Below are 22721 nucleotides of genomic sequence, written 5' to 3' on the forward strand. Positions count from 1 at the left end.
TCAGGCCGCCTTGCGTTTGGGCACGGCTCCAAGGTCCGAAACAAGCGTGATCCCTGCCAGCCCATAGCCATTAAAGGCGGTGGACATGGCGATGGAATAAGCCCCCATCCCGCCAAACAACAGATAATCCCCCGTCTGTGCATCTTCGGGCAGCGGCAGGCCGTCGGGCAAACGGTCGAGCGAATCGCAAGTAGGGCCAAAGACCACGCGCGGTGTCAGCGCCCCTTGGCGCAGCGCCCCTCCGGGCCGACCACATCTACCAGACCCGACAGGCCCATATCCCGCAGATCGGGCAGACCCCCATAGATACCGTCGTTCAGGAAGACCGTCCGCCCGGCGTTGCGCATCCCCTTGATACGGGTCGCCAGCACGGCGGCATCGGCAACCATCGCGCGCCCCGGCTCGCAAAGAAGCGAGGGCGCATCCGTGCCAAAACTCTCGGCAAGCGCCGCCTTCACCGCGGCAAAGACCGCCCGGTGATCCGGCGCGTCAAATCCACGATCCACGGCAAAACCCCCGCCGATATTCATCCGTTTTATAGAGACACCCGCCGCACGCAGGATATCCGCCGCCGCGTGGACATATTGCACCCAAGCCTGCGGATCATTGCACTGCGTGCCGGGGTGGAAACACATTGACGGAGTGAATCCCATCTCAGCCACCGCGCGCAACAGCTCCGCCGCCTGCTCAGGGGCCGCGCCGAATTTCGACCCGAAATCATAGGCCGCACCCTTCACTGGCAAGGCAAAGCGCACCGCAACTTCATTGTCGCGCGGCACGTCGCGCAGCTTGGCCAGTTCCGACATATCGTCGATCGACCAGCTATAGACGCCCGCCGCGATCCCGGCCCGCACCTCTGCCGCCGAGCGGACAGGGTTGTTGTAATGCAGCACCGCCTGCGGGCAGACCGCCCGGACCGCCGCCATTTCTGCCGGAGAGGCCACGTCGAAGGTGGTGATCCCCGCCGCGACAAGGTTCGAGAGCACCTCGGGCCGGTCATTGGCCTTGACCGCATAGGTCACCAACCCGTCGAAATCCGCCTGAAACCGCCGCGCTGTGGCCTGCAGCACCGAGGGGGCCAGGAACAACACCGGCGCATCTGGGCTATGTTTGGCCAGATAGGCGGCGGGCCTGTCGGAAAGGGGGCGATATGCTGCATGGGGGCCTCTTGTTTGCTTTTCTCCAGTAAACCCGCGATTTCAGTCGATTCATCGTGTCAAACCGCCTAAAGTGACGCGAACTTTCGGCGGATTGACGATATGACAATACATCTTGACGATACCGACCGCGCGTTGATTGCGGCGCTGCAATCCAACGCGCGTTTGCCCGTCGCAGATTTGGCACGCAGTTTGGGTCTTGCCCGCACCACCGTTCAGGCGCGGCTGGAACGATTGGAGCGCAGCGGTGCCATCGTCGGCTACACCCTGCGCTTGGGCGAAGCCACCCGTGCCCCGCTGCACGCCACGGCCCTGGTCAACATCGAACTGCGCGCTGGCCCCGCCGTGCTGGCCCGGTTGCGCAGCCTGCCCGGCGTGCAGGTCGTTCACACCACCTCGGGTCGCTTTGACCTGCTAGTGCAAATCGCCGCGCAGACCACGCAAGAGTTGGACGAAACCCTCGACCGTATTGGCGAGACGCGCGGCGTGAAGGGCAGTGAGAGCCTCATTCACCTCAGCACCAAGATCGACCGGCGCGGCTAGGCCGCTTCCCGCCCCAAATCCGCTTTGCCATAGGTCTTTCCCTCGCCGCGCCAGACCGCTAAACGGGGCGCAACAAAAGGGATCATGACCATGGCACTCGAAAAGACCTTCAACGCCGCTGAGGCCGAAAGCCGCATCTACGCCGATTGGGAAACCAAAGGCGCGTTCAAAGCGGGCGCGAATGCGCAGCGTGATGAGCATTTCTCGGTGATGATCCCGCCGCCCAATGTCACTGGCTCGCTGCACATGGGCCATGCCTTTAACAACACACTGCAGGATATCCTCGTGCGCTGGCACCGCATGCAGGGCTTCGACACCCTCTGGCAGCCGGGCCAAGACCACGCGGGCATCGCCACGCAGATGGTGGTGGAGCGCGAATTGGCCGCCACCGGCCAGCCGGGCCGCCGCGAACTGGGCCGCGAGGCGTTTACCGCTAAGGTCTGGGAGCAAAAGCAGAAATCGGGCGGCACGATCATCGACCAGCTGCGCCGTCTGGGTGCCTCCTGCGACTGGTCGCGCAATGCTTTCACCATGTCCGGCGCGCCGGGTGCGCCCGAGGGTGAAGAGGGCAATTTCCACGATGCCGTCATCAAGGTCTTCGTGGACATGTACAACAAAGGGCTGATCTACCGCGGCAAGCGGCTGGTCAACTGGGACCCGCATTTCGAGACGGCGATCTCGGATTTGGAGGTCGAGAGCACCGAAGTCGACGGCCACATGTGGCACTTCAAGTATCCGCTGGCCGGGGGCGAGACCTATACCTACGTCGAGAAAGACGAAGACGGGAACACGCTCTTCGAAGAGACCCGCGACTATATCTCCATCGCCACCACACGGCCCGAAACCATGCTCGGCGACGGCGCTGTTGCGGTTCATCCATCGGATGAGCGTTACGCCTCAATTGTCGGGAAACTCTGCGAAATTCCCGTTGGCCCGAAAGAGCAGCGCCGCCTGATCCCGATCATCACTGACGAATACCCAGACAAGAACTTCGGCTCTGGTGCGGTCAAGATCACCGGCGCGCATGACTTCAACGACTACGGCGTCGCCAAGCGCAACGGCATCCCGCTCTATGCCCTGATGGACACCCAAGGCCAGATGCGCGCCGACGGGTTGCCCTACGATCAGGCCGCCGCCCGCGCGCAGGCCATCGCCGATGGATCGGAGCCCGCCCCCGAGGACGCGACCGAGATCAACCTCGTCCCCGACGCCTACCGCAGCCTCGACCGGTTCGAGGCCCGCAAGCGCGTGGTCGAGGACGTGACCGCCGAGGGCCTCGCCGTGATGACCGAGGCGACCGACCCGCGCCTCGGCCGCGCCGCCAAGAAGGCCCCCGTCGAGCCCGGCGAAGGCGGCGAGATGCGCACCGAGGAAGAGAACCTCGTGCCGCTCGTCGAGGCCAAGAAGATCATGCAGCCCTTCGGCGACCGCTCCAAAGTGGTGATCGAGCCGATGCTGACCGACCAGTGGTTCGTCGCCACCGACAAGATCGTGCAGCCCGCCATTGATGCGGTGCGCTCTGGCGAAGTCACGATCCTGCCCGAACAGGACCGCAAAGTGTACTTCCACTGGTTGGAGAACATCGAGCCATGGTGCATCTCGCGCCAGCTGTGGTGGGGGCATCAGATTCCGGTGTGGTTCGACGATGAGGGCAATGAGTATTGCGCGCCGACCGAGGCCGAAGCACAGGCCATGGCCCCCGGCAAAACCCTGCGCCGCGACCCCGACGTACTCGACACCTGGTTCTCCTCTGGCCTCTGGCCCATCGGCACGCTGGGCTGGCCCGAGCAGACCGCCGAGCTTGAGAAATACTTCCCCACCTCCGTGCTGGTCACTGGTTTCGACATCATCTTCTTCTGGGTCGCTCGGATGATGATGATGCAATACGCCGTGGTCGATCAAAAGCCCTTCGACACCGTCTATGTCCACGCGCTGGTGCGCGATGAGAAGGGCAAAAAGATGTCGAAATCCTTGGGCAACGTGCTCGACCCGCTGGAGTTGATCGACGATTTTGGCGCGGATGCGGTGCGCTTTACGTTGACCTCGATGGCCGCCATGGGGCGTGACCTGAAACTCAGCACGCAACGCATCGCGGGCTATCGCAATTTCGGCACCAAGCTCTGGAACGCGCACCGCTTTGCGGAGATGAACAACGTCTTCGACAGCATGCCCGCCGCGATGCCGCAGCCGCAGGCCACGCTGAACAAATGGATCGTGGGCGAGACCGCGCGCATCCGCGAAGAGGTCGACGCGGCGCTTGGCAACTTCCGCTTCAACGACGCGGCCAATGCGCTTTATGCCTTTGTCTGGGGCAAGGTCTGCGACTGGTATGTGGAACTCTCCAAACCGCTGTTGCAAGACGACGCGCCCGAGGCCGAAGAGACCCGCGCGACGATGGCTTGGGTGCTAGAGCAATGTCTGGTGCTGCTGCACCCGATCATGCCTTTCATCACCGAAGAACTGTGGCAGACCACCACCAAGCGCGACCAACTGCTCGCCCTGACCGATTGGCCGACCTACACCACCGCCGATCTGCTGGATGCAGAGGCTGACCGGGAACTGAACTGGGTGATCGGCCTGATCGAAAGCATCCGCTCTGCGCGTCAGCAGATGCATGTGCCCGCCGGGCTGAAGGTGCCGATGCTGGTGACAGAGATGGACGAGGCTGCACAGGGCGCATGGGATCGCAACGAGGTGATGATCAAACGCCTCGCGCGGGTCGAGAGCCTTGAGCGTGCCGAGAGCTTCCCCAAAGGCACCGTGTCGATTGCGGCACCGGGGGCCAGCTTCGGCCTGCCCTTGGCCGGGTTGATCGACATCGACGCCGAGAAGGCACGGTTGCAAAAGTCGCTCGACAAGCTGGGCAAGGAGATCGGTGGGCTGAAGGGGCGTTTGAACAACCCCAAATTCGCGGCCTCCGCGCCCGAGGAAGTCGTGGCCGAAGCGCAGGCCAATCTGGCCGCGCGTCAGGAAGAGGCGGACCAGTTGCAGGCCGCACTGGACCGTCTGGCCGAACTGGGCTGAGATTGAGGGCGTGGCGGTTTAGCTGCCACGCCAAAAACGCCACGCGAGCCGGGCAGCGCCAGACCGCGGGGTGGCGCTGCATACGGGGCAGTTGGGCAGTTTATCCCTGCCGCGCATACACATTTATTTCAGGACGGCACTCCAATAGCTAAAGCGCCAGCCCGTCCGGGCGGTCTGGCGCTGCCCGGCGGCCTTACGGCCTTGATTCCGGGCTGTTCCGGAGAACGCCACCAGCCTACTTAAACACCGCAGGCCGCTTGCCGAACTCCGCCGCGATCACCTCCATCTGCTCTGGCTTGCCCAAGAGCGCTGCCTGTTCACGTGACTCGGCCTCCAGTACATCCACATCAGACGCCCCCGTTTCCGCATAGCCAATCAACCGCTTGGCCGCCCGCACGGCATTCGGCCCCTTCCCCGCAATCACCTGCGCCAGTTCCAAAGCCGCCGCCTGCGGATCATCGGCGACCTCGGTCACCAGCCCCCAGCGCTCGGCCTGCGCGGCCCCCACGGGTGCCGCCGTATAGGTCAACCGCCGCAGCACATCCGAGCGCACCAAACGCGGCAGCAACACCATGCCGCCCATATCCGGCACAATGCCCCATTTCATCTCCATCACCGCGAGCTTGGTCTCTGGTGCCGCAATCCGAATATCCCCCCAAGCGCCAATTGCATCCCGGCGCCATAGACCACCCCGTGCAGCGCCGCGATCACCGGGATTTCCAAACGGTGCCAGACCATCGACACCTCCTGCCATTTGTTCGTTGTGCCCTCGCCATGGGTGCGCGGCATGATCAGCGCCTCAACATCCTGCCCCAGCATCCCCGAAAGCCCGCCGATATCGATGCCCGCGCAAAAACCTTTGCCCTCGCCCGACAACACCACAACGCGGGCATCCGAGGCCGCAACCTCCTGCCCTGCCGCGATGATCGCTTCGATCATCTCATCATCCACGGCGTTCATCTTGTCGGCGCGGGTGAGGGTCACATGGGCAATATGGTCTTCGATCCGGGTGGTGACGCGGGGCATGGCTGTTCTCCTAAATGTTTGGCGCAGTTCAGCGCAGATCAACGCGCGGCACCAGCAAAACGTGGCGGCAGGTGCTGCGACCCTTGCCCTCTCAACGGCGCAACCCTACACCTTGGCGCATGACATATGCACGCCTTACCCCCTCGCCCAAAGCCTGCCCGCCAACGTCCCCTTTGTGGGCCCCGAAGCGCAGGAGCGCACGCTTGGCCGCCCCTTCAAAGCGCGGCTTGGCGCCAATGAAAACGTCTTTGGCCCCTCGCCCCGTGCCATCGCGGCAATGGCTGAGACGGAGATGTGGAAATATGGCGATTCAGAAAGCGTGGAGCTGCGCGCGGCATTGGCCGAATTGCATGGCGTGACGCCCGACAATATCATCGTCGGCGAAGGCATCGACGGGCTGCTGGGCTATCTCGTCCGTCTGCTGGTGGACGAAGGCGATGCGGTGGTAACCTCGGAAGGCGCGTACCCAACCTTCAACTACCATGTCGCGGGCTTTGGCGGCGTGCTGCACAAAGTGTCCTACCGCGACGATCACGAAGACCCGGCAGCGCTTTTCGCCAAAGCGGCAGAGGTTGACGCCAAGCTCGTCTACCTCGCCAATCCCGACAATCCGATGGGCACTTGGCATGAGGGCACGGCACTGGCGCGCGCGCTTGACGATCTGCCCCAAGGCAGCCTGCTTTTGCTGGATGAGGCCTATATCGAATGCGCCCCCGAGGGCACAGCACCCCAGCTTTCCGCCGATGACCCGCGGGTGATCCGGATGCGGACCTTTTCCAAAGCCTATGGCCTCGCCGGAGCGCGGATCGGCTATGCGATTGCAGCGCCCGACTTGATCACGGCCTTTCACAAGGTTCGCAATCACTTTGGTCTCAACCGCGCAGCACAGGCAGGTGCCTTGGCGGCGGTACAGGATCAAGACTACCTCAAGAAAGTTCAGACCCAGATCGCCGAGGCCCGCGACAGGATCGCTCAAATCGCTGAAAAGAACGGGCTGAGCACCCTGCCCTCCGCAGCCAATTTCGTCGCGATCGACTGTGGCGGCGATGGCGCCTTCGCCAAGGCGGTGCTGGATGCCCTAGTGGCGCGGGGCATCTTTGTGCGGATGCCCTTTGCCGCGCCGCAAAACCGCTGCATCCGCATCAGTTGCAGTACGGCTGAGGAACTGGATCACTTCGCCACCGCATTGCCCGAGGCCTTGGCCGAAGCCCGCAAGCCCGAAGCGCGCGGGGCCTAGGCCCCGCCGATCACCTCCGCCGCCGCTTGCAGTGCGCCGGGCCCGTGGTCGATTTTTAGCGCGCAAAGCCCAGCTTCGATCCCGCCGAGCAGCCCCATGACCATATGGCCGTTCACATGGCCCATGTGGCCAAGGCGGAAAAACCATGCCACGCAGGCTCTCCGGGCAGGGCCATGCCCAGCCCCACGCCCAGTGTCAGGCCCAGATTGCTCTGTACCCAATCGCGCAACTCTGTCGCATGGGGCGCTTGCAGCCGCAGAGCGGTGACGGCATGGCTGCGCAGGGCGCGGTCTTCGATGTTGAACCGCAGGCTGCCCTCTGCCGACCATGCCTCGCACGCTGCCCAAACCGCGCGGGCCAAGGTGGCATGGCGCTGCCAGACCTGCTCGATCCCCTCTTCATGGATCATATCAAGGGCGGCCCGAAGGCCATAAAGGTGATGCGTCGGCGCGGTGCCGCCGTGGTATTGATAGAATTCCTGCGCATGGGCGCGCGGCGACCAATCCCAATAGCGGCTCACCCGCGGCAGACGCGCGCGGGCTTCCTCGGCCCGGTCGTTGAAGAACACGAAGGCCATGCCCGGCGGCACCATCAGCCCCTTTTGCGAAGCGGTGACCATGACATCGACGCCCCAAGCGTCCATCTCGAACCGCTCGCACCCAAGCGAGGCGATGCAATCGGCCATCAAAAGCGCGGGGTGGCCTGCCTCATCCAACAGGCGGCGCAGGCCGGGGACATCGTTGCGCACCGAGCTTGAGGTGTCGACATGCACCGCCATCAGCGCCTTGATCTGGTGGCCCGTGTCGGCCTTCAAACGCTCGGCCACCTGCGCCAGATCAACCGGCGCATTGCGGCCAAAGTCGAGGATATCCACCTCCGCCCCCAGCCCCGTTGCCATCTCGGCCCAACCATGGCCGAAACGCCCCGTCGCCAAGACCAGCACGCGGTCGCCCGGTGCTATGACATTGCTCAGCGCGGCCTCCCAGGCGCCGTGGCCGTTGCTGATATACATCGCCACATGACGATCTGTACGCGCCACACGCTTCAAATCGGCCGCCAGTGCCGGCATCATCTCAACCAACTCACCCTCATAGATATTGGGCGCGGCGCGGTGCATCGCGCTCAGCACCGCGTCGGGCATGACCGAGGGGCCGGGAATGGCAAGGTACGAACGACCTTGGACGAGTTTATTCTGCTTTGTCATGATATTGGCTGCCGTTTTGAAAATGCGTGACCGGGCTGCGGTCGGGCGCAGCTTACTGCCCGCCGGGCCGGGGTCAACACGCGATCGGACGTAAGGTAAGCCGCGCCCCGGACGTCCCTACCCCGGCCCGCTCCGGCCCGGATGCGCGTCCCACGCGCACCCTGCGACGGCTTGCCCTGCCTGCGCGGCTTTCGTACACGGGATCCGACTGCCCAAAAGGATCAGGCACCGGCATGAATGATGACAGTTACACCTCCGCGCAGTTGATGCGTTGGCTTTGGCATGACTATCTAAAGAAACACACCGGCCTGATGGCCATCGCGGTGATCTTCATGATCATCGAAGGCTCGACCTTGGGCGTGCTAGCCAAGCTGATGGAGCCGATGTTCGACCGCGTCTTTGTCGGCGGCGACCAAGGTGCGCTGGTTTGGGTGGGGCTGGTGCTGGTGGCGATCTTTGCGCTGCGCGCGCTGGCCACGGTGGTGCAAAAGGTGCTGCTGACCCGCGTGGCGCAACGCACGGCGGCGGACCTGCGCATCGACCTGTTGGACCGGATGATGCAGCAGGATGGTGCCTTTCACCAAAACCACCCGCCCGGTTTTCTTGTGCAGCGCGTGCAATCGGATGTGAACGCGGTCAGCGATGTCTGGCGCGCGGTGATCACCGGCGCGGGGCGCGATCTGGTGGGGCTTGTGATCCTGATGGGCGTCGCCATCGCGATTGATCCGATCTGGGCGCTTTTGGCGATGGTCGGCGTGCCGCTGATGGTGCTGCCTGCCGCCATCGCCCAGCGTTTCGTCCGCGCCCGCTCGCGTGAGGCGCGCGACATCGGCGCCAGCCTCTCGACACGTCTGGACGAGGTCTTTCACGGCATCGTGCAGATCAAACTGAACGCGCTGGAAGACTATCAGGCCCGACAATACCGCGAGTTGACGCGCACCTTTATTCGCACCGAAGTTCGCGCCGCCTTTGGCAATTCCGCGATCCCGGCGATGATCGACATCATGTCAGGCATCGGTTTCATGGCCGTGATCGTATACGGCGGGTCCGAGATCATCGCGGGCAACAAGACCATTGGCGAGTTCATGACCTTCTTTACCTCGCTCGGGTTCATGTTCTCCCCCTGCGTCGCCTCGGCGCGATCAGCGGCCTGTGGCAGATGGCCGCCGCCGCGCTGGAGCGGATCAAGGAGCTGCTCGACGCGCCCCTGCACCTGCGCAGCCCGGCCAAGCCCGTGGCCGCGCCCGATGGCCCGCCTGACGTTACCTTGGCGGATGTTTCGCTCTCCTACGGCGATACGAAGGTGCTGAATGCATTGAACCTGACCGCGCAAGCGGGCCAGACGACCGCCCTTGTCGGCGCCTCGGGCGCGGGGAAATCGACCATTTTCAACCTGCTCACGCGGCTGGTGGATCCACAAAGCGGCACGGTTCAAATCGGCGGGGTCGACACCACGTCGATGACCATCCCAGACCTGCGGGGCCTGTTTTCTGTCGTGACGCAAGAGGCGCTGCTGTTTGATGAGACCCTGCGCGAGAATATCGTGCTGGGCCGCGAGAACGTCAGCGACGAAGAACTCGACCGGGTGTTGAAAGCCGCCCATGTGGCCGATTTCCTGCCGCAGTTGGAACAGGGGCTAGAGACCCGCGTCGGCCCGCGCGGCTCGGCCCTGTCGGGCGGGCAGCGTCAGCGTGTGGTGATCGCCCGCGCCCTGCTGCGCGACACGCCAATTCTGCTGCTTGATGAGGCCACCAGCGCCTTGGATGCGCAATCTGAACAGGTTGTGCAGGATGCCCTTGATCGGCTCGCCAAGGGGCGCACCACCATCGTGATCGCGCATCGGCTCTCGACCATCCGCAGCGCGGATAAGATCGTGGTGATGGACCGCGGCCAAGTCACCGATGAAGGCACCCACGACGAATTGATGGAGCGCGGCGGCATCTATGCCGACCTTTACCGCCTGCAATTCCGCGACGGAAAGACGGTGTCGGATGCACGCGGCCTCAGCGCCCTCTCTGCAAAAAAGCGCCGCGAAAGGGCGCGCCAGCCCAATCTGTTCCAACGGATCGGGGCGGTCTTCTTTAACTGAGTGCAGGGGCGTGAGGGCGACCCGCGCCCGTTTTCACGACCGCCGATAGCTTACCGCAAGGGCGTCGGGGCTGGTGCCCATTGCATAGCGCATCAGCGTCCACAGGTTGCGCCCACCGCGGCGCAGCCAGCCCTGACGGCGGTATTTCTCGGCACTGGTCACCGCGATGCCCTCAAGCCGCGCCAAACGGCCCCGCAGGGCGCGGGCCAGTGCGACATCCTCCATCAGCGGCTGATCGGGGTAACCGCCGACCGCGTCATAAAGCGCGCGGGGCAGCAGCAGCCCCTGATCACCATAGGGCAAGCCACAAGCGCTGCGCAGGTTCGCCCAACCTGCGACCAATCGTGGTGCCGGCCCGCGCTGATCGAACCTGAGGCGAAACCACCCCGCAGCCCCTGCCCCGCGCGCCATGTGATCCTGCACCGCATCGGTCCACCCCGGCGCCAGCACCGTGTCGGCATGGATCACCAAGAGCCACTCCCCCGTGCCGCTTCGCATCCGCGGCGCAACTGCCCCCCGCGAGGGCGCGCCCGAGATCACCTCGCCCCCCAGCTTTCGGCCAGCTGAGGCGTGCCATCTGCCGATCCCCCATCGCTCAGGATCACCTCGCGGATCAGCCCGGCCTGCAACCCTTCGACAAGCGCGGCAAGGCAGGCAGGCAGCGCGGCGGCTGCATTGAGACTGGGAATGACGACAGAGATCGGCGCGCGCATGGTTGCCCCTTTTGGATGGGTTTGACAGGTTATATGTCATGGCCAGCAATCAAAGGACAACCGCATGACCAAGCGCCGCATTCTGCGCCTCTCCGGCCCCGACACCCGCGATTTCCTGCAAGGCATCGTGACCAATGACGTTGGCAAACTGGACCAAGGCCCGGTCTATGCCGCCCTGCTGACGCCGCAGGGCAAATATATGGCCGATTTCTTTCTGATCGCTGACGGCGATAGCGTTCTGCTTGATGTGGACGAAAGCCTTGGCGACATGCTGAGCCAACGGCTGTCGATGTATAAGCTGCGCGCCAAGGTGACGATTGAGCCGACCGAGCTGCACCTGCACCGTGGCACCGGCCCCGCACCCGAAGATGCCGTGGCCGACCCGCGTCATCCAGAAATGGGCTGGCGCGCCTATCGCGACACGCCGCAGACCGATGACACAACCGATTGGAACGCCCTGCGCGTGGCGCATCTGATCCCCGAAACCGGTGTGGAACTGACGCCTGATACTTTCATCCTCGAAGCCGGGCTTGATCGGATCAACGGGCTCGACTTCCGCAAGGGCTGCTATGTCGGCCAGGAGGTCACGGCGCGGATGAAACACAAGACCGAATTGCGCAAGGGGCTGACGCGGGTCGAGGTTAGCGGCACCGCCGCGCCGGGCACGGCAATCACGGCAGATGGCAAACCGGCGGGCACGCTGTTCACTCAAGCGGGGGACCAAGCGCTGGCGCATCTGCGCTTTGACCGCGCCAAAGGGCCGATGCAGGCGGATAAGGCGCAGGTCACTTGGCCCGGCCCTGCCGCCTGAGCGCCCCAAAACAAGAAAAAGCCCCGGCAAAACCGGGGCTGATCTAGCTTACGTTGGATGACGTTGCGTCAAGCGCGTTCGACATATTCCATGGTTTCGGTGTTCACCACGATCGCTTCGTCCTGCCCCACGAAGGGCGGAACAGAGATCTTCACACCGTTTTCCAGAATGGCTGGTTTGAAGGAATTCGCCGCTGTCTGGCCTTTGACGACCGGCTCGGTCTCGGCAATGTTGCAGACCACTTTTTGCGGCAGACGGGCGTTCAGCGCCTCGGCGTCATGGTACTCGACCACGATCATCATGCCGTCTTGCAGGAAGGGGCGTGTGTCACCCAAAAGCTCGGCATCAAGCTGCACCTGCTCATAGGTTTCGGTGTCCATTACCACCAGCATACCGTCGTCTTCATACAGAAATTGCTGGTCTTTTTGCTCCAGTCGCACGCGCTCGACCTTATCGGCAGAGCGGAAGCGTTCGTTCAATTTGGAGCCGTTGCGCAGGTTGCGCATCTCGACTTGGGCAAAGGCACCGCCCTTGCCGGGCTTCACGTGATCGACCTTCACGGCCGCCCAAAGGCCACCGTTATGTTCAAGGACGTTTCCGGGGCGGATCTCGTTTCCGTTAATCTTGGGCATGTGACAAAACCACGACATAAGGTTGATGATAAGATGACCGGGTCTATATCGGGAGGGATGGTCCCCTGCAAGCGGGCGATATCCGGGCGTCGCTGCGGCAACTAGATATGCGCAAGTTGCATGGGAGGTATGCTAAATAGAGGTATCCGAATCAAATGATATCCGTCATAAGGGCCTCCACGCCCGAATGACAAGAGCAAGAATAATCGAAAGGACGACGAGATGAAAGATTTCGTTGATGGCACCGCTTTCAACAACGAGCAAGGCAACCGCGCACGCAAGCTCTTTGCTGCTGTGGTGCTTGCTGCTTTGGATGACGCAATTGCCGACGACAAGAAATATGGCAACGGCCCAGAACAGATTGCCCGCTGGGCCCGTTCGCGCGATGGCCGCGAAGTGCTGAGCTGTGCCGGGATCGACCCCAATGAGCGGGTCGTCGAAGGCCTGATGGAATTTGTCGGCAAAGGCGTGCGGACCTCCGTCGCCCTGTCGCGCGAAGAGTCCGAGCGCCGCAATGCCGCGCTTCAGGCCGAAGCCGCCTGAGAATATCCGCCAAGCGGAGCAATTGACGCAGCCTTCGGGCTGCGTTTTTTTGTGTCTGCTGTTTCTCGCGCGGTCAATCTGCCCCGAAAAAGAAGATCCAGTTGCGCAAGGCTAAACCTTCGGCCAGCAGCAGCGCCAATGTCACGCAGGATAGCACCCAGCCCGGCCTACGCCACCAAAGCGTAATAGCGGCGAGCGCGCCCACCAGTGCCTCAACGGGTGCGACCCACCCCGCGCCGTGACGCACATCCCAATAGCTGATGGGGCTTTCAAAAATCCAACCCGTTAGTGGCCAGAAATGCGCACGCCCGTCATCGTGATGCAGCGGCAGGTCGAACATCAGATGCAGCAGCGCCGCGCCGGTAAGCGCCACGGCCCAGCCCGTTTGCCGCCAGACCGCAAGTCCCAAAAGCGCGCCCCAGACGATGAAAGAGTTATCGATGGAAAAAACCGTCTGCCAGAGGTCGGAATAGTAAAGCTCCCCAAAGACCACACTCCCCGGCAGCCCTTGGACATAGAGCGCAAAACCCGCCATCAGATAGAGCGACAAGTCCGGCAGCAGCGCCCCGGCAAGTGCTGCCCAGATTAACGGCTTGGCCCCTTCCCGCCCCATCACGGCAGCGCCCAAAAGCAAATGTGCAGGCGTGTTCATCGCGGCTCTTTCCCCTTGGATCATTTTGCGCCAGTTTGCGCGAAACAGGGGCAGAATGACATGACCAAAGCCATCATGATACAGGGCACCGGCAGTAATGTCGGCAAGTCGATGATCGTTGCCGGATTAATCCGCGCCTGCACCCGGCGCGGGCTGCGCGTGCGCCCGTTCAAACCGCAGAACATGTCCAACAACGCCGCCGTCACCGAGGACGGGGGCGAGATTGGCCGCGCGCAGGCCTTGCAGGCCCGTGCCGCAGGCGTGGCACCGCATACGGACATGAACCCGGTGCTGCTGAAGCCTCAAAGCGCCACCGGCGCGCAGGTCGTGGTGCAGGGCAAGATCGCGGGCCAGCAAGAGGCGTGGGAGTTTGGGCGCAACAAAGCGAGCCTGATGCCCGCCGTGCTACAGTCCTTTCACCGCTTGGCCGAAAACTGCGACCTAATCGTGATCGAAGGCGCGGGCTCCCCGGCAGAGACCAACCTGCGGGCAGGCGATATCGCCAATATGGGTTTCGCCCGCGCCGCCGGGGTGTCTGTGGTGCTGATGGGCGACATCGACCGTGGCGGGGTGATCGCGCAGATCGTCGGGACGCAGGCGGTGCTAGATGCCGAAGACAACGCGCTGATCCGCGGCTTTGCCGTCAATAAATTCCGTGGCGACCGCAGCCTCTTTGATGCAGGTCGCGACGACATCGCCGCGCGCACCGGCTGGCCGAGCCTTGGCGTGATCCCGTGGTTCGACGCCGCGCACCGCCTGCCCGCCGAAGATGTGATGGATCTGCCCGCCCGCGCCCGTTCCGGTGGCTCAGGCTGTGTGATCGCCGTCCCGCGCCTGCCGCGTATCGCCAATTTCGATGACCTCGACCCATTGGCCGCCGAGCCGGGCGTCGACCTGACGATGATTATGCCCGGCAGCCCCCTGCCCGGCGACGCCGATCTGGTGCTGATGGTCGGCAGCAAATCGACGATCTCCGACCTCGAAGCCTTCCGGGCCGAGGGATGGGACATCGACCTTGCCGCACATATCCGGCGAGGCGGCCATGTGTTGGGGCTTTGCGGGGGCTATCAGATGCTGGGCAAGACGATCACCGATCCCGAGGGGATCGAAGGCCCGGCGGCGCGGGTGGCGGGGCTGGGGCATCTGGACGTGGAAACCACGATGGCCCCGCTGAAACATCTGGCGGAAAAATCCGGCCAGCATCCTGCCAGCGGCACCGATCTCACGGGATATGAAATTCACATCGGGGAAACCACAGGCCCCGATTGCGTCCGCGCTTGGCTCACCTTTGACGGCACGCCCGAGGGCGCGGCCTCCCCTCGGGCCGGGTGCAGGGCTGCTATATGCATGGAATTTTCAGCTCAGACGCCTTCCGCCGCGCCTACCTTGGCGGTTTTGGCGTGACCTCATCGCTGGATTTCGAAAGCGGCGTGGATGATGCGCTCGACGCGCTGGCCGATCATGTCGAGACCTATATCGATGTCGACCTGTTCCTCTCCCTCGCGGCAGAGGTCTAGGCTGGAGAGCGCGCAGCCCTCCAGCCCAATATTTAGAATTCGACGACCGCGCGGATCGATTCACCTTTGTGCATCAATTCAAAGCCTTCGTTGATCTGATCCAGCGTCAGCTTATGGGTGATCATCGGGTCGATCTCGATTTTGCCGTTCATGTACCAATCAACGATCTTGGGCACGTCCGTCCGCCCCTTGGCCCCGCCAAAAGCGGTCCCGCGCCAAACCCGGCCGGTGACCAATTGGAATGGCCGCGTGGAAATCTCGGCTCCCGCAGGTGCCACGCCGATGATGATGCTTTCGCCCCAGCCCTTGTGGGCGCATTCCAGCGCGTCGCGCATGACCTTGGTGTTGCCAGTCGCGTCAAAGGAATAGTCCGCGCCGCCTTTGGTCACTTCGACCAGATGCGCCACCAGATCGCCCTCGACGTTCTTAGGGTTCACGAAATCGGTCATCCCGAAATAACGTCCGACCTCTGCTTTGTCGTCGTTAAGATCGACACCGACGATCTGATCCGCGCCTGCCATCCGCAGACCTTGGATCACGTTCAACCCGATGCCGCCCAGCCCAAAGACCACGCAGCGCGCGCCCAGTTCGACCTTGGCCGTGTTGATCACCGCACCGATGCCCGTGGTCACGCCGCAACCGATGTAGCAAATTTTATCAAAGGGCGCGTCTTTGCGGACCTTGGCCAGCGCGATTTCCGGCACCACGGTGTGGTTGGCAAAGGTTGAGCAGCCCATATAGTGGTGAATCGGCGTGCCATCGAGCATCGAAAACCGCGTTGTGCCATCGGGCAGCAAGCCTTGGCCTTGGGTCACGCGGATTTTTTGGCAGAGGTTGGTTTTGCCCGACAGGCAGTATTCGCATTCGCGGCATTCTGGCGTGTAGAGGGGGATCACATGGTCGCCCGGCTCCAGCGTGGTCACGCCTTTGCCCACTTCCAGCACCACGCCCGCGCCTTCGTGGCCAAGGATCGCGGGGAAGATCCCTTCGGGGTCGTCGCCCGAGCGGGTGAATTCGTCGGTATGGCACAGGCCGGTTGCCTTGATCTCAACCAAGACCTCACCGCGTTTCGGCCCTTCAAGGTTCACCTCCATGATTTCAAGCGGTTTGCCAGCTTCCACGGCAACGGCGGCACGGGTTCTCATCATGGGTCTCTCCTTCGAGGTTAATCACTTGGTGCTATATGGCGCACGCGGGCGTCAAATGTCCATTTCAGAACGACACCGCAACTTCGCGCGCGTTTCGCCAGTGGGGCACGCGGCGTTCACCTTAGCCGGTGATCGGCGCGTCGGATTTGATCTGCCGCAAGATCACATTGGTGGTGGCCGAATTGACCGCCGGATGTAGGAACAAAAAGCTTTCTAGAAAGGCGTTATAGGCGTCGATATCGCGGCAAAGAACGCGCAGGTGATAATCCGCTTGGCCGGTGGTGGCGAAACACTCCGTCACCTCCGTCCGGCTTTGGATCGCACGGATGAAACTGGCAAGGGCCGAGGCGTCATGCCGGGTCAGATGCACATGCACCATCGCCTCAAACCCCAGCCCCATCGCCTTGGGATCGACCACCGCGGCATAGCGTTTGATCACCCCCGCCTGCTCCAACGCCTTGACCCGCCGCCAGCAGGCAGAGGCCGAGATATTCAGCTTTTCGGCAAGTTGCGCATTGGGCAGACGCGAATCCTGCTGGAGCAAAAACACAAGCTGTCGGTCTGTCGCATCCATCTCACTCATCGGGTAAATCTTTCACTTCACGGAACTACAATGGATAAATTACCCGGATTTCACCCATATCGCCAGCAAAACCGGAGCGAAAATTCGGACCCCCTGCGGTATACTCCCAAGTGAGGAGACCCCCATGACAGAACAACCGCGCGAATTTACCACTTATAAACTCGACGACCGCTATGATCAGACCGAAGGCCGCGTTTTCCTGACCGGGACGCAGGCACTGGTGCGCATCATGCTGGATCAGGCCCGCCGCGATCGCGAGGCGGGGCTGAACACCGCCGGTTTCGTTTCGGGCTACCGCGGCTCCCCCTTGGGCGGGCTCGATCTGGAATACTGGCGCATCAAAGACCGCGTGGCCAAGGCGGGGGTGAAATTCCTGCCCGCCGTGAACGAAGACCTCGGTGCCACCGCGGTCTTGGGCGCGCAACAGGCCCACCTCGACCCGCAGGCGGAGGTCGAGGGCGTCTTTTCTATGTGGTACGGCAAGGGGCCAGGGGTGGACCGTTCGGGCGACGCGCTGAAACATGGCAACGCTTACGGCTCGGCCCCCAGGGGCGGCGTTTTGGTGGTCGCGGGCGACGATCACGGCTGCGTCTCGTCCTCCATGCCGCATCAATCCGATGTGGGCTTCATGTCGTGGTTCATGCCGACGCTGAACCCGGCGAGCGTGGCCGAATATCAGGCGTTTGGCGAATACGGCATCGCGCTTTCACGCTTCTCGGGCACTTGGGTGGGTTTCAAGGCGATCTCGGAAACCGTGGAAAGCGGCGCATCGGTGACACTGACACCCGACCGCGTGTTCAACCAGCCCGACTACACCGCGCCTCCGGGCGGGCTGCACGTGCGGCTTGGCGATCTCCCCTCGCCCGAGATTGAGACGCGGCTGCATCACAAGCTCGACGCGGTGCAGGCTTTCATGCGCGCCAATCCCATTGACCGGCATATCTACGACACGCAGGACGCCTCTTTCGGCATCGTGACCACCGGCAAAGGCCACCTCGACACGATGGAAGCGCTGCGGCTTCTGGGCCTTGATGAGACCGCCTGCCGCCGCCTCGGCATCGACATCTACAAGATCGGCATGGTCTGGCCGCTGGCGCTGGACGACGCGCTCGACTTCGTCAAGGGCAAGCGCGAAGTGCTTGTGATCGAAGAGAAACGCGGCATCATCGAAAGCCAGTTTAAAGAGGCATTCTATGACTGGCCCGGCTCCAAACCTGCGCGGATGGTGGGCAAACATGACGAAAACCTTGAGGAGTTGGTGCCTTGGACCGGCGAGCTGTCGCCGCTCAAGCTGCTCCCGATCATTGCCGCGCGGCTCAGTGCCTTCTTTCCCGAAGAGAACCTGCTGGAAAAGGCCCGCGCCCTGACTGACCAGCCGCCCGTGCTGCTGAACGTCCCCGGCGCCACCCGCACGCCTTACTTCTGTTCGGGTTGCCCACATAACTCCTCGACCAAACTGCCCGAAGGATCAAAGGCCAACTCCGGCATTGGCTGCCATGTCATGGCCTCGTGGATGGACCGTGAAACCGCCGGTTTTGCCCAGATGGGCGGCGAAGGCGTGCCGTGGATCGCCACCTCGATGTTCAACGGGGGCAAACATGTGTTCCAGAACCTTGGCGAGGGCACATGGTACCACTCCGGCTCGCTCGCCATCCGCCAAGCGGTCGCGGCAAAGACGAACATCACCTACAAGATCCTCTACAACGACGCGGTTGCCATGACTGGCGGGCAGCCTGTCGATGGCCCTGTCTCAGTAGCCGCCATCGCGCAGGCCTGCCGCGCGGAAGGCGTGGCGCGGATCGCGCTGGTCTCGGACCGGCCCGAACTGCTGGAGAAGGGTGATTTCCCCGACGGCACCACATTTGATCACCGCAGCGCGCTTGACCGCGTGCAGCGCGAGCTGCGCGATATTCCGGGCGCCACGGTGCTGATCTATGAGCAGACCTGCGCCACCGAGAAACGCCGCAAGCGCAAGCGCGGGCTGATGGACGACCCTAAGAAATTCGTCATGATCAACGAACTGGTCTGCGAGGGTTGCGGCGATTGTTCGTTGGAATCCAATTGCCTAAGCGTCGAGCCGAAGAAGACTGAGTTCGGCACCAAACGGCAGATCAACCAATCGACCTGTAACAAGGATTACTCCTGTCTCAACGGGTTCTGCCCCTCTTTCGTCACCGTCGAGGGGGCAGCCGCCGCAAACGCTCAGGGGCCGGGCTGGACGTGGCGGGCCTTTCGGCGCAGCTGCCGATGCCCGAACTGCCCAGGCTCGACCAGCCCTTCAACCTGCTGGTGACTGGCGTAGGCGGCACCGGCGTTGTCACCGTGGGCGCGCTTATCACTATGGCGGCGCATCTCGAAGGGCTGGGCTCCAGCGTGCTGGACTTCACCGGCTTTGCACAGAAGTTCGGCACCGTGCTGGGCTATGTGCGGCTCGCCCAAACCCCCGAGGAAGTGCATCAGGTACGCATCGATCAGGGCGGCGCGGACGCAGTGATCGGCTGCGACATGGTGGTCAGCTCCGCGCCCAAAGCCTCGGCCCACTACCGGCGTGGCACGCGGATCGTGCTTAACCGCGCCGAGATGCCGACCGGCGATCTGGTGCTGAACCGCGACGCCGAGTTGCGCATCAACGACCGCGAGGCGGTAATCGCGCAGGCTGTGGGTGCTGAGAACCTCAGTGCCTTTGACGCCAACGCCATGGCCGAAAAACTGATGGGCGACGCGGTCTTCGCCAATGTGATGATGCTGGGTTATGCTTGGCAGAAGGGCCTTGTGCCGGTCTCGCTCACCGCGCTGGAGCAGGCGATCGAGTTGAATGGCGTGGTGCCCGATAAGAACCGCGCCGCCTTTGGTTTTGGCCGGGTCATGGCCGCAAACCCCGAGGCGATTGCGGCGCATTTTGCCCCGGCGCCCGCCCCCGATGACAGTGTCGACAGCCTAATCGCGCGGAGGATGGAGTTCCTTACCGGCTACCAGAACCGAGCCTACGCCGAGCGCTATAAATCCCGCCTTGATGCTTTGACAAACGCGCTGCCAGACGGCTCCGAAGACCTGCTGCGCGCCGCGGCGAAATCGCTGTTCAAACTCATGGCCTACAAGGACGAATACGAGGTCGCCCGCCTGCACCGCCAAAGCGGTTTTGAGGATCGCATCGCCGATAGTTTCGAGGGCGACTACAAGGTGCACTACCACCTCGCCCCGCCCGCATGGCCCACCGGCCGCGATGGCCGCGGACGCCCCAACAAGCGCAAGTTTGGCCCATGGATGGGGCGTGCCTTTGACCTATTGGCCGCGATGAAACCCCTGCGCGGCACATGGGCCGACCCGTTCAGCTATGGCGCTGATCGCAAGCTGGAGGTCGGGCTGATCGACTGGTACGAGGCGGTCATGGCCAAGGCCCCGGCCCTGCCCCATGACGAGGCGCTCGCGGTGCTTTCCGCACCGATGGAGATCCGCGGCTACGGCCCCGTGAAAGAGGCCGCGGCCGAAAAGGTGCAGGCCGAAGTCGCTGCGCGCTTAGTCTAAGAGCGTCGTCGAGAAATCACCGCGCAGCCCGGCCTCATACAATTCGAGGTCGGGCGAACAATGGGCAAAGTGCGCCACCATCCCCGGGGGGATGACGAAAGCGTCGCCCGCCTCCCGCCTGCGCAGTGCTTGCACAGGTTCCGCCAAGATCGTCCAGCAAGCGCTTCTACATGGTCCCCCTCACGGCTCTTACAGTAGTTGAGCGCACAGGCGCGGCAGGCTTTTACTGCGCGCAACGTACGACATCCGATAAAGTTTCCCTCAATCACCTAAGCGTGAAGACGAGTCGCAACGCGAAACCCCTCAGGTTCACAAGAACCGCATATTCTCGCCCTGTTTTGGCTCTTTATTCCGCTTCTCTGCGCCCAGAATTCCGCACGATATCCGCCAAATCACCTCCCGCGACGCGGGAAAACAAGGGCGCGAGGCTGCCACAGGCTGCGAATTCAATGGTTTCCCGGAACTTCAAAATATGGTTAATAATTAACGGAACGGCACAAACTATTGGTGCAGCAACGTCACAATTTCGCCGGGTTTATACGACTAAATGTGAACAGATTATAAAGACACCCGGACTGCCCGTCTGCCCCACGAAAGAGGTGCCAAAAATGAAAATTCTTGCCGTCGACGATGACCCTTTTATCCGCGAATTGCTGCCCGTCGTTTTCCGCGAAGCTGATTATCCCTATCTGACACTGGCCGATTCCGGCGCTGCCGCTTTGGAACTGCTCGAAACCACCAAAGACCATTTTGATTGCCTGCTCTTGGATATTGAAATGCCCGAAATGGACGGCATCACCCTATGCCGCCGCATCCGCACGCTGGAGGCTTATCAAGACACGCCGATCTTGATGGTGACCTCGCGCGCCGACGCGACCGCGATCGAAAGCGCTTTTGCCGCTGGGGCCAACGACTATGTGACCAAACCTTTCGATGTGAAAGACATCGCAACCCGCGTGCATATCGCCGAGCGGATGTTGGAAAACACCCAGCGTGCCCCGCGCCTTGACCCGCATCATCTGAAAGAAGCAGGAGAGCCCGGCGCCCATGATTTCGCGCTGGCCGATCCTGTGCATATCAACGGGGTCGAGCAGTTGGTGCTGCCCTTCTCTTTGGGCAATTACCTGTCGCAATTGTCGCGCCAGCACCTTGATATCTGTCAGGTTTTCGCCGTGAAGATCGAACATATTGATGAGCTTTACGCGACCTGCAACACCCGCGAATTCGCCCGCGCCGTTACCTCTGCCGCCCAAGCGATCGCGCGGGTGGTCGATTGCCCGCAACTGCTGATGACCCACAATGGGTCTGGCACGCTGCTGTGCATCGTGACCGGCGACAGCCTGCCCGCATGGCCCGAGATCGAAGTGCTCATTCAAGGCGAGCTTGACGGGATGGACCTGCGCTACGACGACAACAGCCCACTGTCGGTAATGCTTTCCGTGGGCGGCCCGATCCAGCCCAATGCCAGCCGCACCCAGCGGGTCAGAAAGACATTTGATCGCGCCATTCGCCGTGTGGCGATGCGCCAGAAGGTGAAACTCGACACCGCCCCGACCGAGAAACCCTCCGTCTCTGCCGCGCATTGAGCCAAAAGAGACCTCATGAAAAACCCGCCTCACTGGCGGGTTTTTGCATTCAGTTGATGGGGAATTGCACCAGACAACGCTCGGCGATGCGGCGGTAATCCTCCAATGTGTCCGGCACGCTGCGTCGGTCGCGCATCACCTCCATCGCCGCACGTTTCTGGGCCCAACTGCCCTCAACATGTCGGTCAAGGATGCGCACGGTGACGCCCAGCATCACGTTTTTCTCCCCTCGCCGATCAGCTCCGCCGAAGAAAGCGCCACAGCCGTCAGGGCCAGCGTGTTGGCGCAGCGCAAAGCGGCGGCCTCGCGCCCCTCATAGATACGTGTGCCCGCTGTCGCCATGCCGGGATGGGCCAGCGCGCCAAAGGACAAAGCAAAAACCGCAACCGCCGTTAGAGAGAACCTGCGCGGCACCTCAAAAGACCTTGAAGGTCATCGTGGTCAAGGACCGCTCAATGCCTTCGATGTCCAATAGGTTGTCGTTGATGTAGACGCCCACATCCTCCCCCTTGGGGATATAAAGCTTCATTAACAGGTCATATTCACCAGAGGTGGAATAAAGCTCAGAATGGATTTCGCGCAGGGCGATTTCCTCGGCCACACGATAGGTCGTGCCCGGTCGGCAGCGGATCTGGATGAATACGCAGGTGGTCATGTCGCGCCTCTTTCTGGGATTTGGTTCAAGCTGACATATGGGCCCTGCCCCCGCAATCCCCGATCGCGTCAGCCCG

13 protein-coding genes and 7 pseudogenes are annotated in these 22721 nt (G+C 62.5%); 9 read left to right on the top strand and 11 right to left on the bottom strand.

Annotated elements, in window-relative coordinates; all coding sequences use genetic code 11:
- A pseudogene (locus ACFQAU_RS01665) lies at window positions 1–1118 on the bottom strand (type III PLP-dependent enzyme).
- Between the two features lie 147 nt (window positions 1119–1265).
- Between ACFQAU_RS01665 and ACFQAU_RS01670 the strand changes: the two are divergent.
- Window positions 1266–1700, top strand: coding sequence for an Lrp/AsnC family transcriptional regulator (locus ACFQAU_RS01670; protein WP_132446194.1), 435 nt, complete (start codon window positions 1266–1268; stop codon window positions 1698–1700).
- A 90-nt stretch (window positions 1701–1790) separates the two neighbouring features.
- Window positions 1791–4724, top strand: a complete 2934-nt coding sequence (locus ACFQAU_RS01675; protein ID WP_132446166.1) for a valine--tRNA ligase — start codon at window positions 1791–1793, stop codon at window positions 4722–4724.
- Between the two features lie 235 nt (window positions 4725–4959).
- Here ACFQAU_RS01675 and ACFQAU_RS01680 read toward each other — a convergent pair.
- Window positions 4960–5750: pseudogene (locus ACFQAU_RS01680) on the bottom strand (crotonase/enoyl-CoA hydratase family protein).
- Here ACFQAU_RS01680 and ACFQAU_RS01685 point away from each other — a divergent pair.
- The gene (locus tag ACFQAU_RS01685) at window positions 5749–6987 is read left to right on the top strand and encodes a pyridoxal phosphate-dependent aminotransferase (protein ID WP_386280102.1); all 1239 of its coding nucleotides are present in this window, start codon (window positions 5749–5751) and stop codon (window positions 6985–6987) included. The pseudogene ACFQAU_RS01680 and the gene ACFQAU_RS01685 overlap by 2 nt on opposite strands.
- Here the strand turns inward: ACFQAU_RS01685 and ACFQAU_RS01690 are convergent.
- Window positions 6984–8191 (bottom strand): annotated as a pseudogene (locus ACFQAU_RS01690) (pyridoxal-phosphate-dependent aminotransferase family protein). The gene ACFQAU_RS01685 and the pseudogene ACFQAU_RS01690 sit on opposite strands and share 4 nt — an antisense overlap.
- 233 nt (window positions 8192–8424) lie before the next feature.
- On the opposite strand from ACFQAU_RS01690, the pseudogene ACFQAU_RS01695 reads away from it, so the two are divergent.
- Window positions 8425–10280 (top strand): annotated as a pseudogene (locus tag ACFQAU_RS01695) (ABC transporter ATP-binding protein).
- A gap of 33 nt (window positions 10281–10313) precedes the next feature.
- Here ACFQAU_RS01695 and ACFQAU_RS01700 read toward each other — a convergent pair.
- Window positions 10314–10993: pseudogene (locus ACFQAU_RS01700) on the bottom strand (TIGR04283 family arsenosugar biosynthesis glycosyltransferase).
- 64 nt (window positions 10994–11057) lie between these two features.
- Here ACFQAU_RS01700 and ygfZ point away from each other — a divergent pair.
- The gene (gene ygfZ, locus ACFQAU_RS01705) at window positions 11058–11804 is read left to right on the top strand and encodes a CAF17-like 4Fe-4S cluster assembly/insertion protein YgfZ (RefSeq protein ID WP_132446976.1); all 747 of its coding nucleotides are present in this window, start codon (window positions 11058–11060) and stop codon (window positions 11802–11804) included.
- 68 nt (window positions 11805–11872) lie between these two features.
- Here ygfZ and efp read toward each other — a convergent pair whose 3' ends face one another.
- Entirely contained in the window at window positions 11873–12436 is a 564-nt protein-coding gene (gene efp / locus ACFQAU_RS01710; protein ID WP_067629376.1) for an elongation factor P, read from the bottom strand.
- A gap of 222 nt (window positions 12437–12658) precedes the next feature.
- On the opposite strand from efp, the gene ACFQAU_RS01715 reads away from it, so the two are divergent.
- Complete coding sequence (locus ACFQAU_RS01715; RefSeq protein ID WP_007120494.1) at window positions 12659–12979, top strand: DUF6280 family protein; 321 nt, start codon at window positions 12659–12661, stop codon at window positions 12977–12979.
- Between the two features lie 73 nt (window positions 12980–13052).
- Here ACFQAU_RS01715 and ACFQAU_RS01720 read toward each other — a convergent pair whose 3' ends face one another.
- The gene (locus tag ACFQAU_RS01720) at window positions 13053–13631 is read right to left on the bottom strand and encodes a cobalamin biosynthesis protein CobQ (protein WP_132446978.1); all 579 of its coding nucleotides are present in this window, start codon (window positions 13629–13631) and stop codon (window positions 13053–13055) included.
- 60 nt (window positions 13632–13691) lie between these two features.
- Between ACFQAU_RS01720 and ACFQAU_RS01725 the strand changes: the two are divergent.
- Window positions 13692–15148, top strand: a pseudogene (locus ACFQAU_RS01725) (cobyric acid synthase).
- A 32-nt stretch (window positions 15149–15180) separates the two neighbouring features.
- Here ACFQAU_RS01725 and ACFQAU_RS01730 read toward each other — a convergent pair.
- Both ACFQAU_RS01730 and ACFQAU_RS01735 read right to left on the bottom strand, forming a co-directional pair.
- Complete coding sequence (locus ACFQAU_RS01730) at window positions 15181–16293, bottom strand: S-(hydroxymethyl)glutathione dehydrogenase/class III alcohol dehydrogenase (RefSeq protein WP_132446998.1); 1113 nt, start codon at window positions 16291–16293, stop codon at window positions 15181–15183.
- A 124-nt stretch (window positions 16294–16417) separates the two neighbouring features.
- Complete coding sequence (locus ACFQAU_RS01735) at window positions 16418–16879, bottom strand: Lrp/AsnC family transcriptional regulator (protein WP_067629340.1); 462 nt, start codon at window positions 16877–16879, stop codon at window positions 16418–16420.
- 124 nt (window positions 16880–17003) lie between these two features.
- Here ACFQAU_RS01735 and ACFQAU_RS01740 point away from each other — a divergent pair.
- Window positions 17004–20404 (top strand): annotated as a pseudogene (locus ACFQAU_RS01740) (indolepyruvate ferredoxin oxidoreductase family protein).
- A gap of 608 nt (window positions 20405–21012) precedes the next feature.
- The gene (locus ACFQAU_RS01745; RefSeq protein ID WP_120350632.1) at window positions 21013–21990 is read left to right on the top strand and encodes a response regulator; all 978 of its coding nucleotides are present in this window, start codon (window positions 21013–21015) and stop codon (window positions 21988–21990) included.
- Window positions 21991–22039: 49 nt separating this feature from the next.
- Here ACFQAU_RS01745 and ACFQAU_RS01750 read toward each other — a convergent pair whose 3' ends face one another.
- From ACFQAU_RS01750 to ACFQAU_RS01760, 3 genes are read right to left on the bottom strand one after another with little or no spacing between them, the layout of a single operon-like run.
- The gene (locus ACFQAU_RS01750) at window positions 22040–22207 is read right to left on the bottom strand and encodes a hypothetical protein (protein ID WP_386280111.1); all 168 of its coding nucleotides are present in this window, start codon (window positions 22205–22207) and stop codon (window positions 22040–22042) included.
- Window positions 22204–22404 carry a hypothetical protein gene (locus ACFQAU_RS01755; protein ID WP_386280114.1) on the bottom strand — a complete coding sequence of 67 codons (201 nt, stop codon included), beginning with the start codon at window positions 22402–22404 and terminating at the stop codon, window positions 22204–22206. The genes ACFQAU_RS01750 and ACFQAU_RS01755 overlap by 4 nt, the downstream gene beginning before the upstream one ends.
- A gap of 1 nt (window position 22405) precedes the next feature.
- A complete protein-coding gene (locus tag ACFQAU_RS01760) occupies window positions 22406–22645 on the bottom strand; it encodes an Lrp/AsnC family transcriptional regulator (protein ID WP_007120503.1) in 240 nt (79 codons plus the stop codon).
- Window positions 22646–22721: the final 76 nt, after the last annotated feature.

Source organism: Sulfitobacter profundi (genome assembly GCF_042661425.1).
Classification (GTDB): Bacteria; Pseudomonadota; Alphaproteobacteria; order Rhodobacterales; family Rhodobacteraceae; genus Sulfitobacter; species Sulfitobacter profundi.

Coding starts and splice junctions, on each gene's coding strand:
- ACFQAU_RS01675 (WP_132446166.1), top strand. CDS start 1,791: ATGGCACTCGAAAAGACCTTCAACGCCGCTGAGGCCGAAAGCCGCATC.
- ACFQAU_RS01685 (WP_386280102.1), top strand. CDS start 5,749: ATGGCTGTTCTCCTAAATGTTTGGCGCAGTTCAGCGCAGATCAACGCG.
- ygfZ (WP_132446976.1), top strand. CDS start 11,058: ATGACCAAGCGCCGCATTCTGCGCCTCTCCGGCCCCGACACCCGCGAT.
- efp (WP_067629376.1), bottom strand. CDS start 12,436: ATGCCCAAGATTAACGGAAACGAGATCCGCCCCGGAAACGTCCTTGAA.
- ACFQAU_RS01715 (WP_007120494.1), top strand. CDS start 12,659: ATGAAAGATTTCGTTGATGGCACCGCTTTCAACAACGAGCAAGGCAAC.
- ACFQAU_RS01720 (WP_132446978.1), bottom strand. CDS start 13,631: ATGAACACGCCTGCACATTTGCTTTTGGGCGCTGCCGTGATGGGGCGG.
- ACFQAU_RS01730 (WP_132446998.1), bottom strand. CDS start 16,293: ATGAGAACCCGTGCCGCCGTTGCCGTGGAAGCTGGCAAACCGCTTGAA.
- ACFQAU_RS01735 (WP_067629340.1), bottom strand. CDS start 16,879: ATGAGTGAGATGGATGCGACAGACCGACAGCTTGTGTTTTTGCTCCAG.
- ACFQAU_RS01745 (WP_120350632.1), top strand. CDS start 21,013: ATGAAAATTCTTGCCGTCGACGATGACCCTTTTATCCGCGAATTGCTG.
- ACFQAU_RS01760 (WP_007120503.1), bottom strand. CDS start 22,645: ATGACCACCTGCGTATTCATCCAGATCCGCTGCCGACCGGGCACGACC.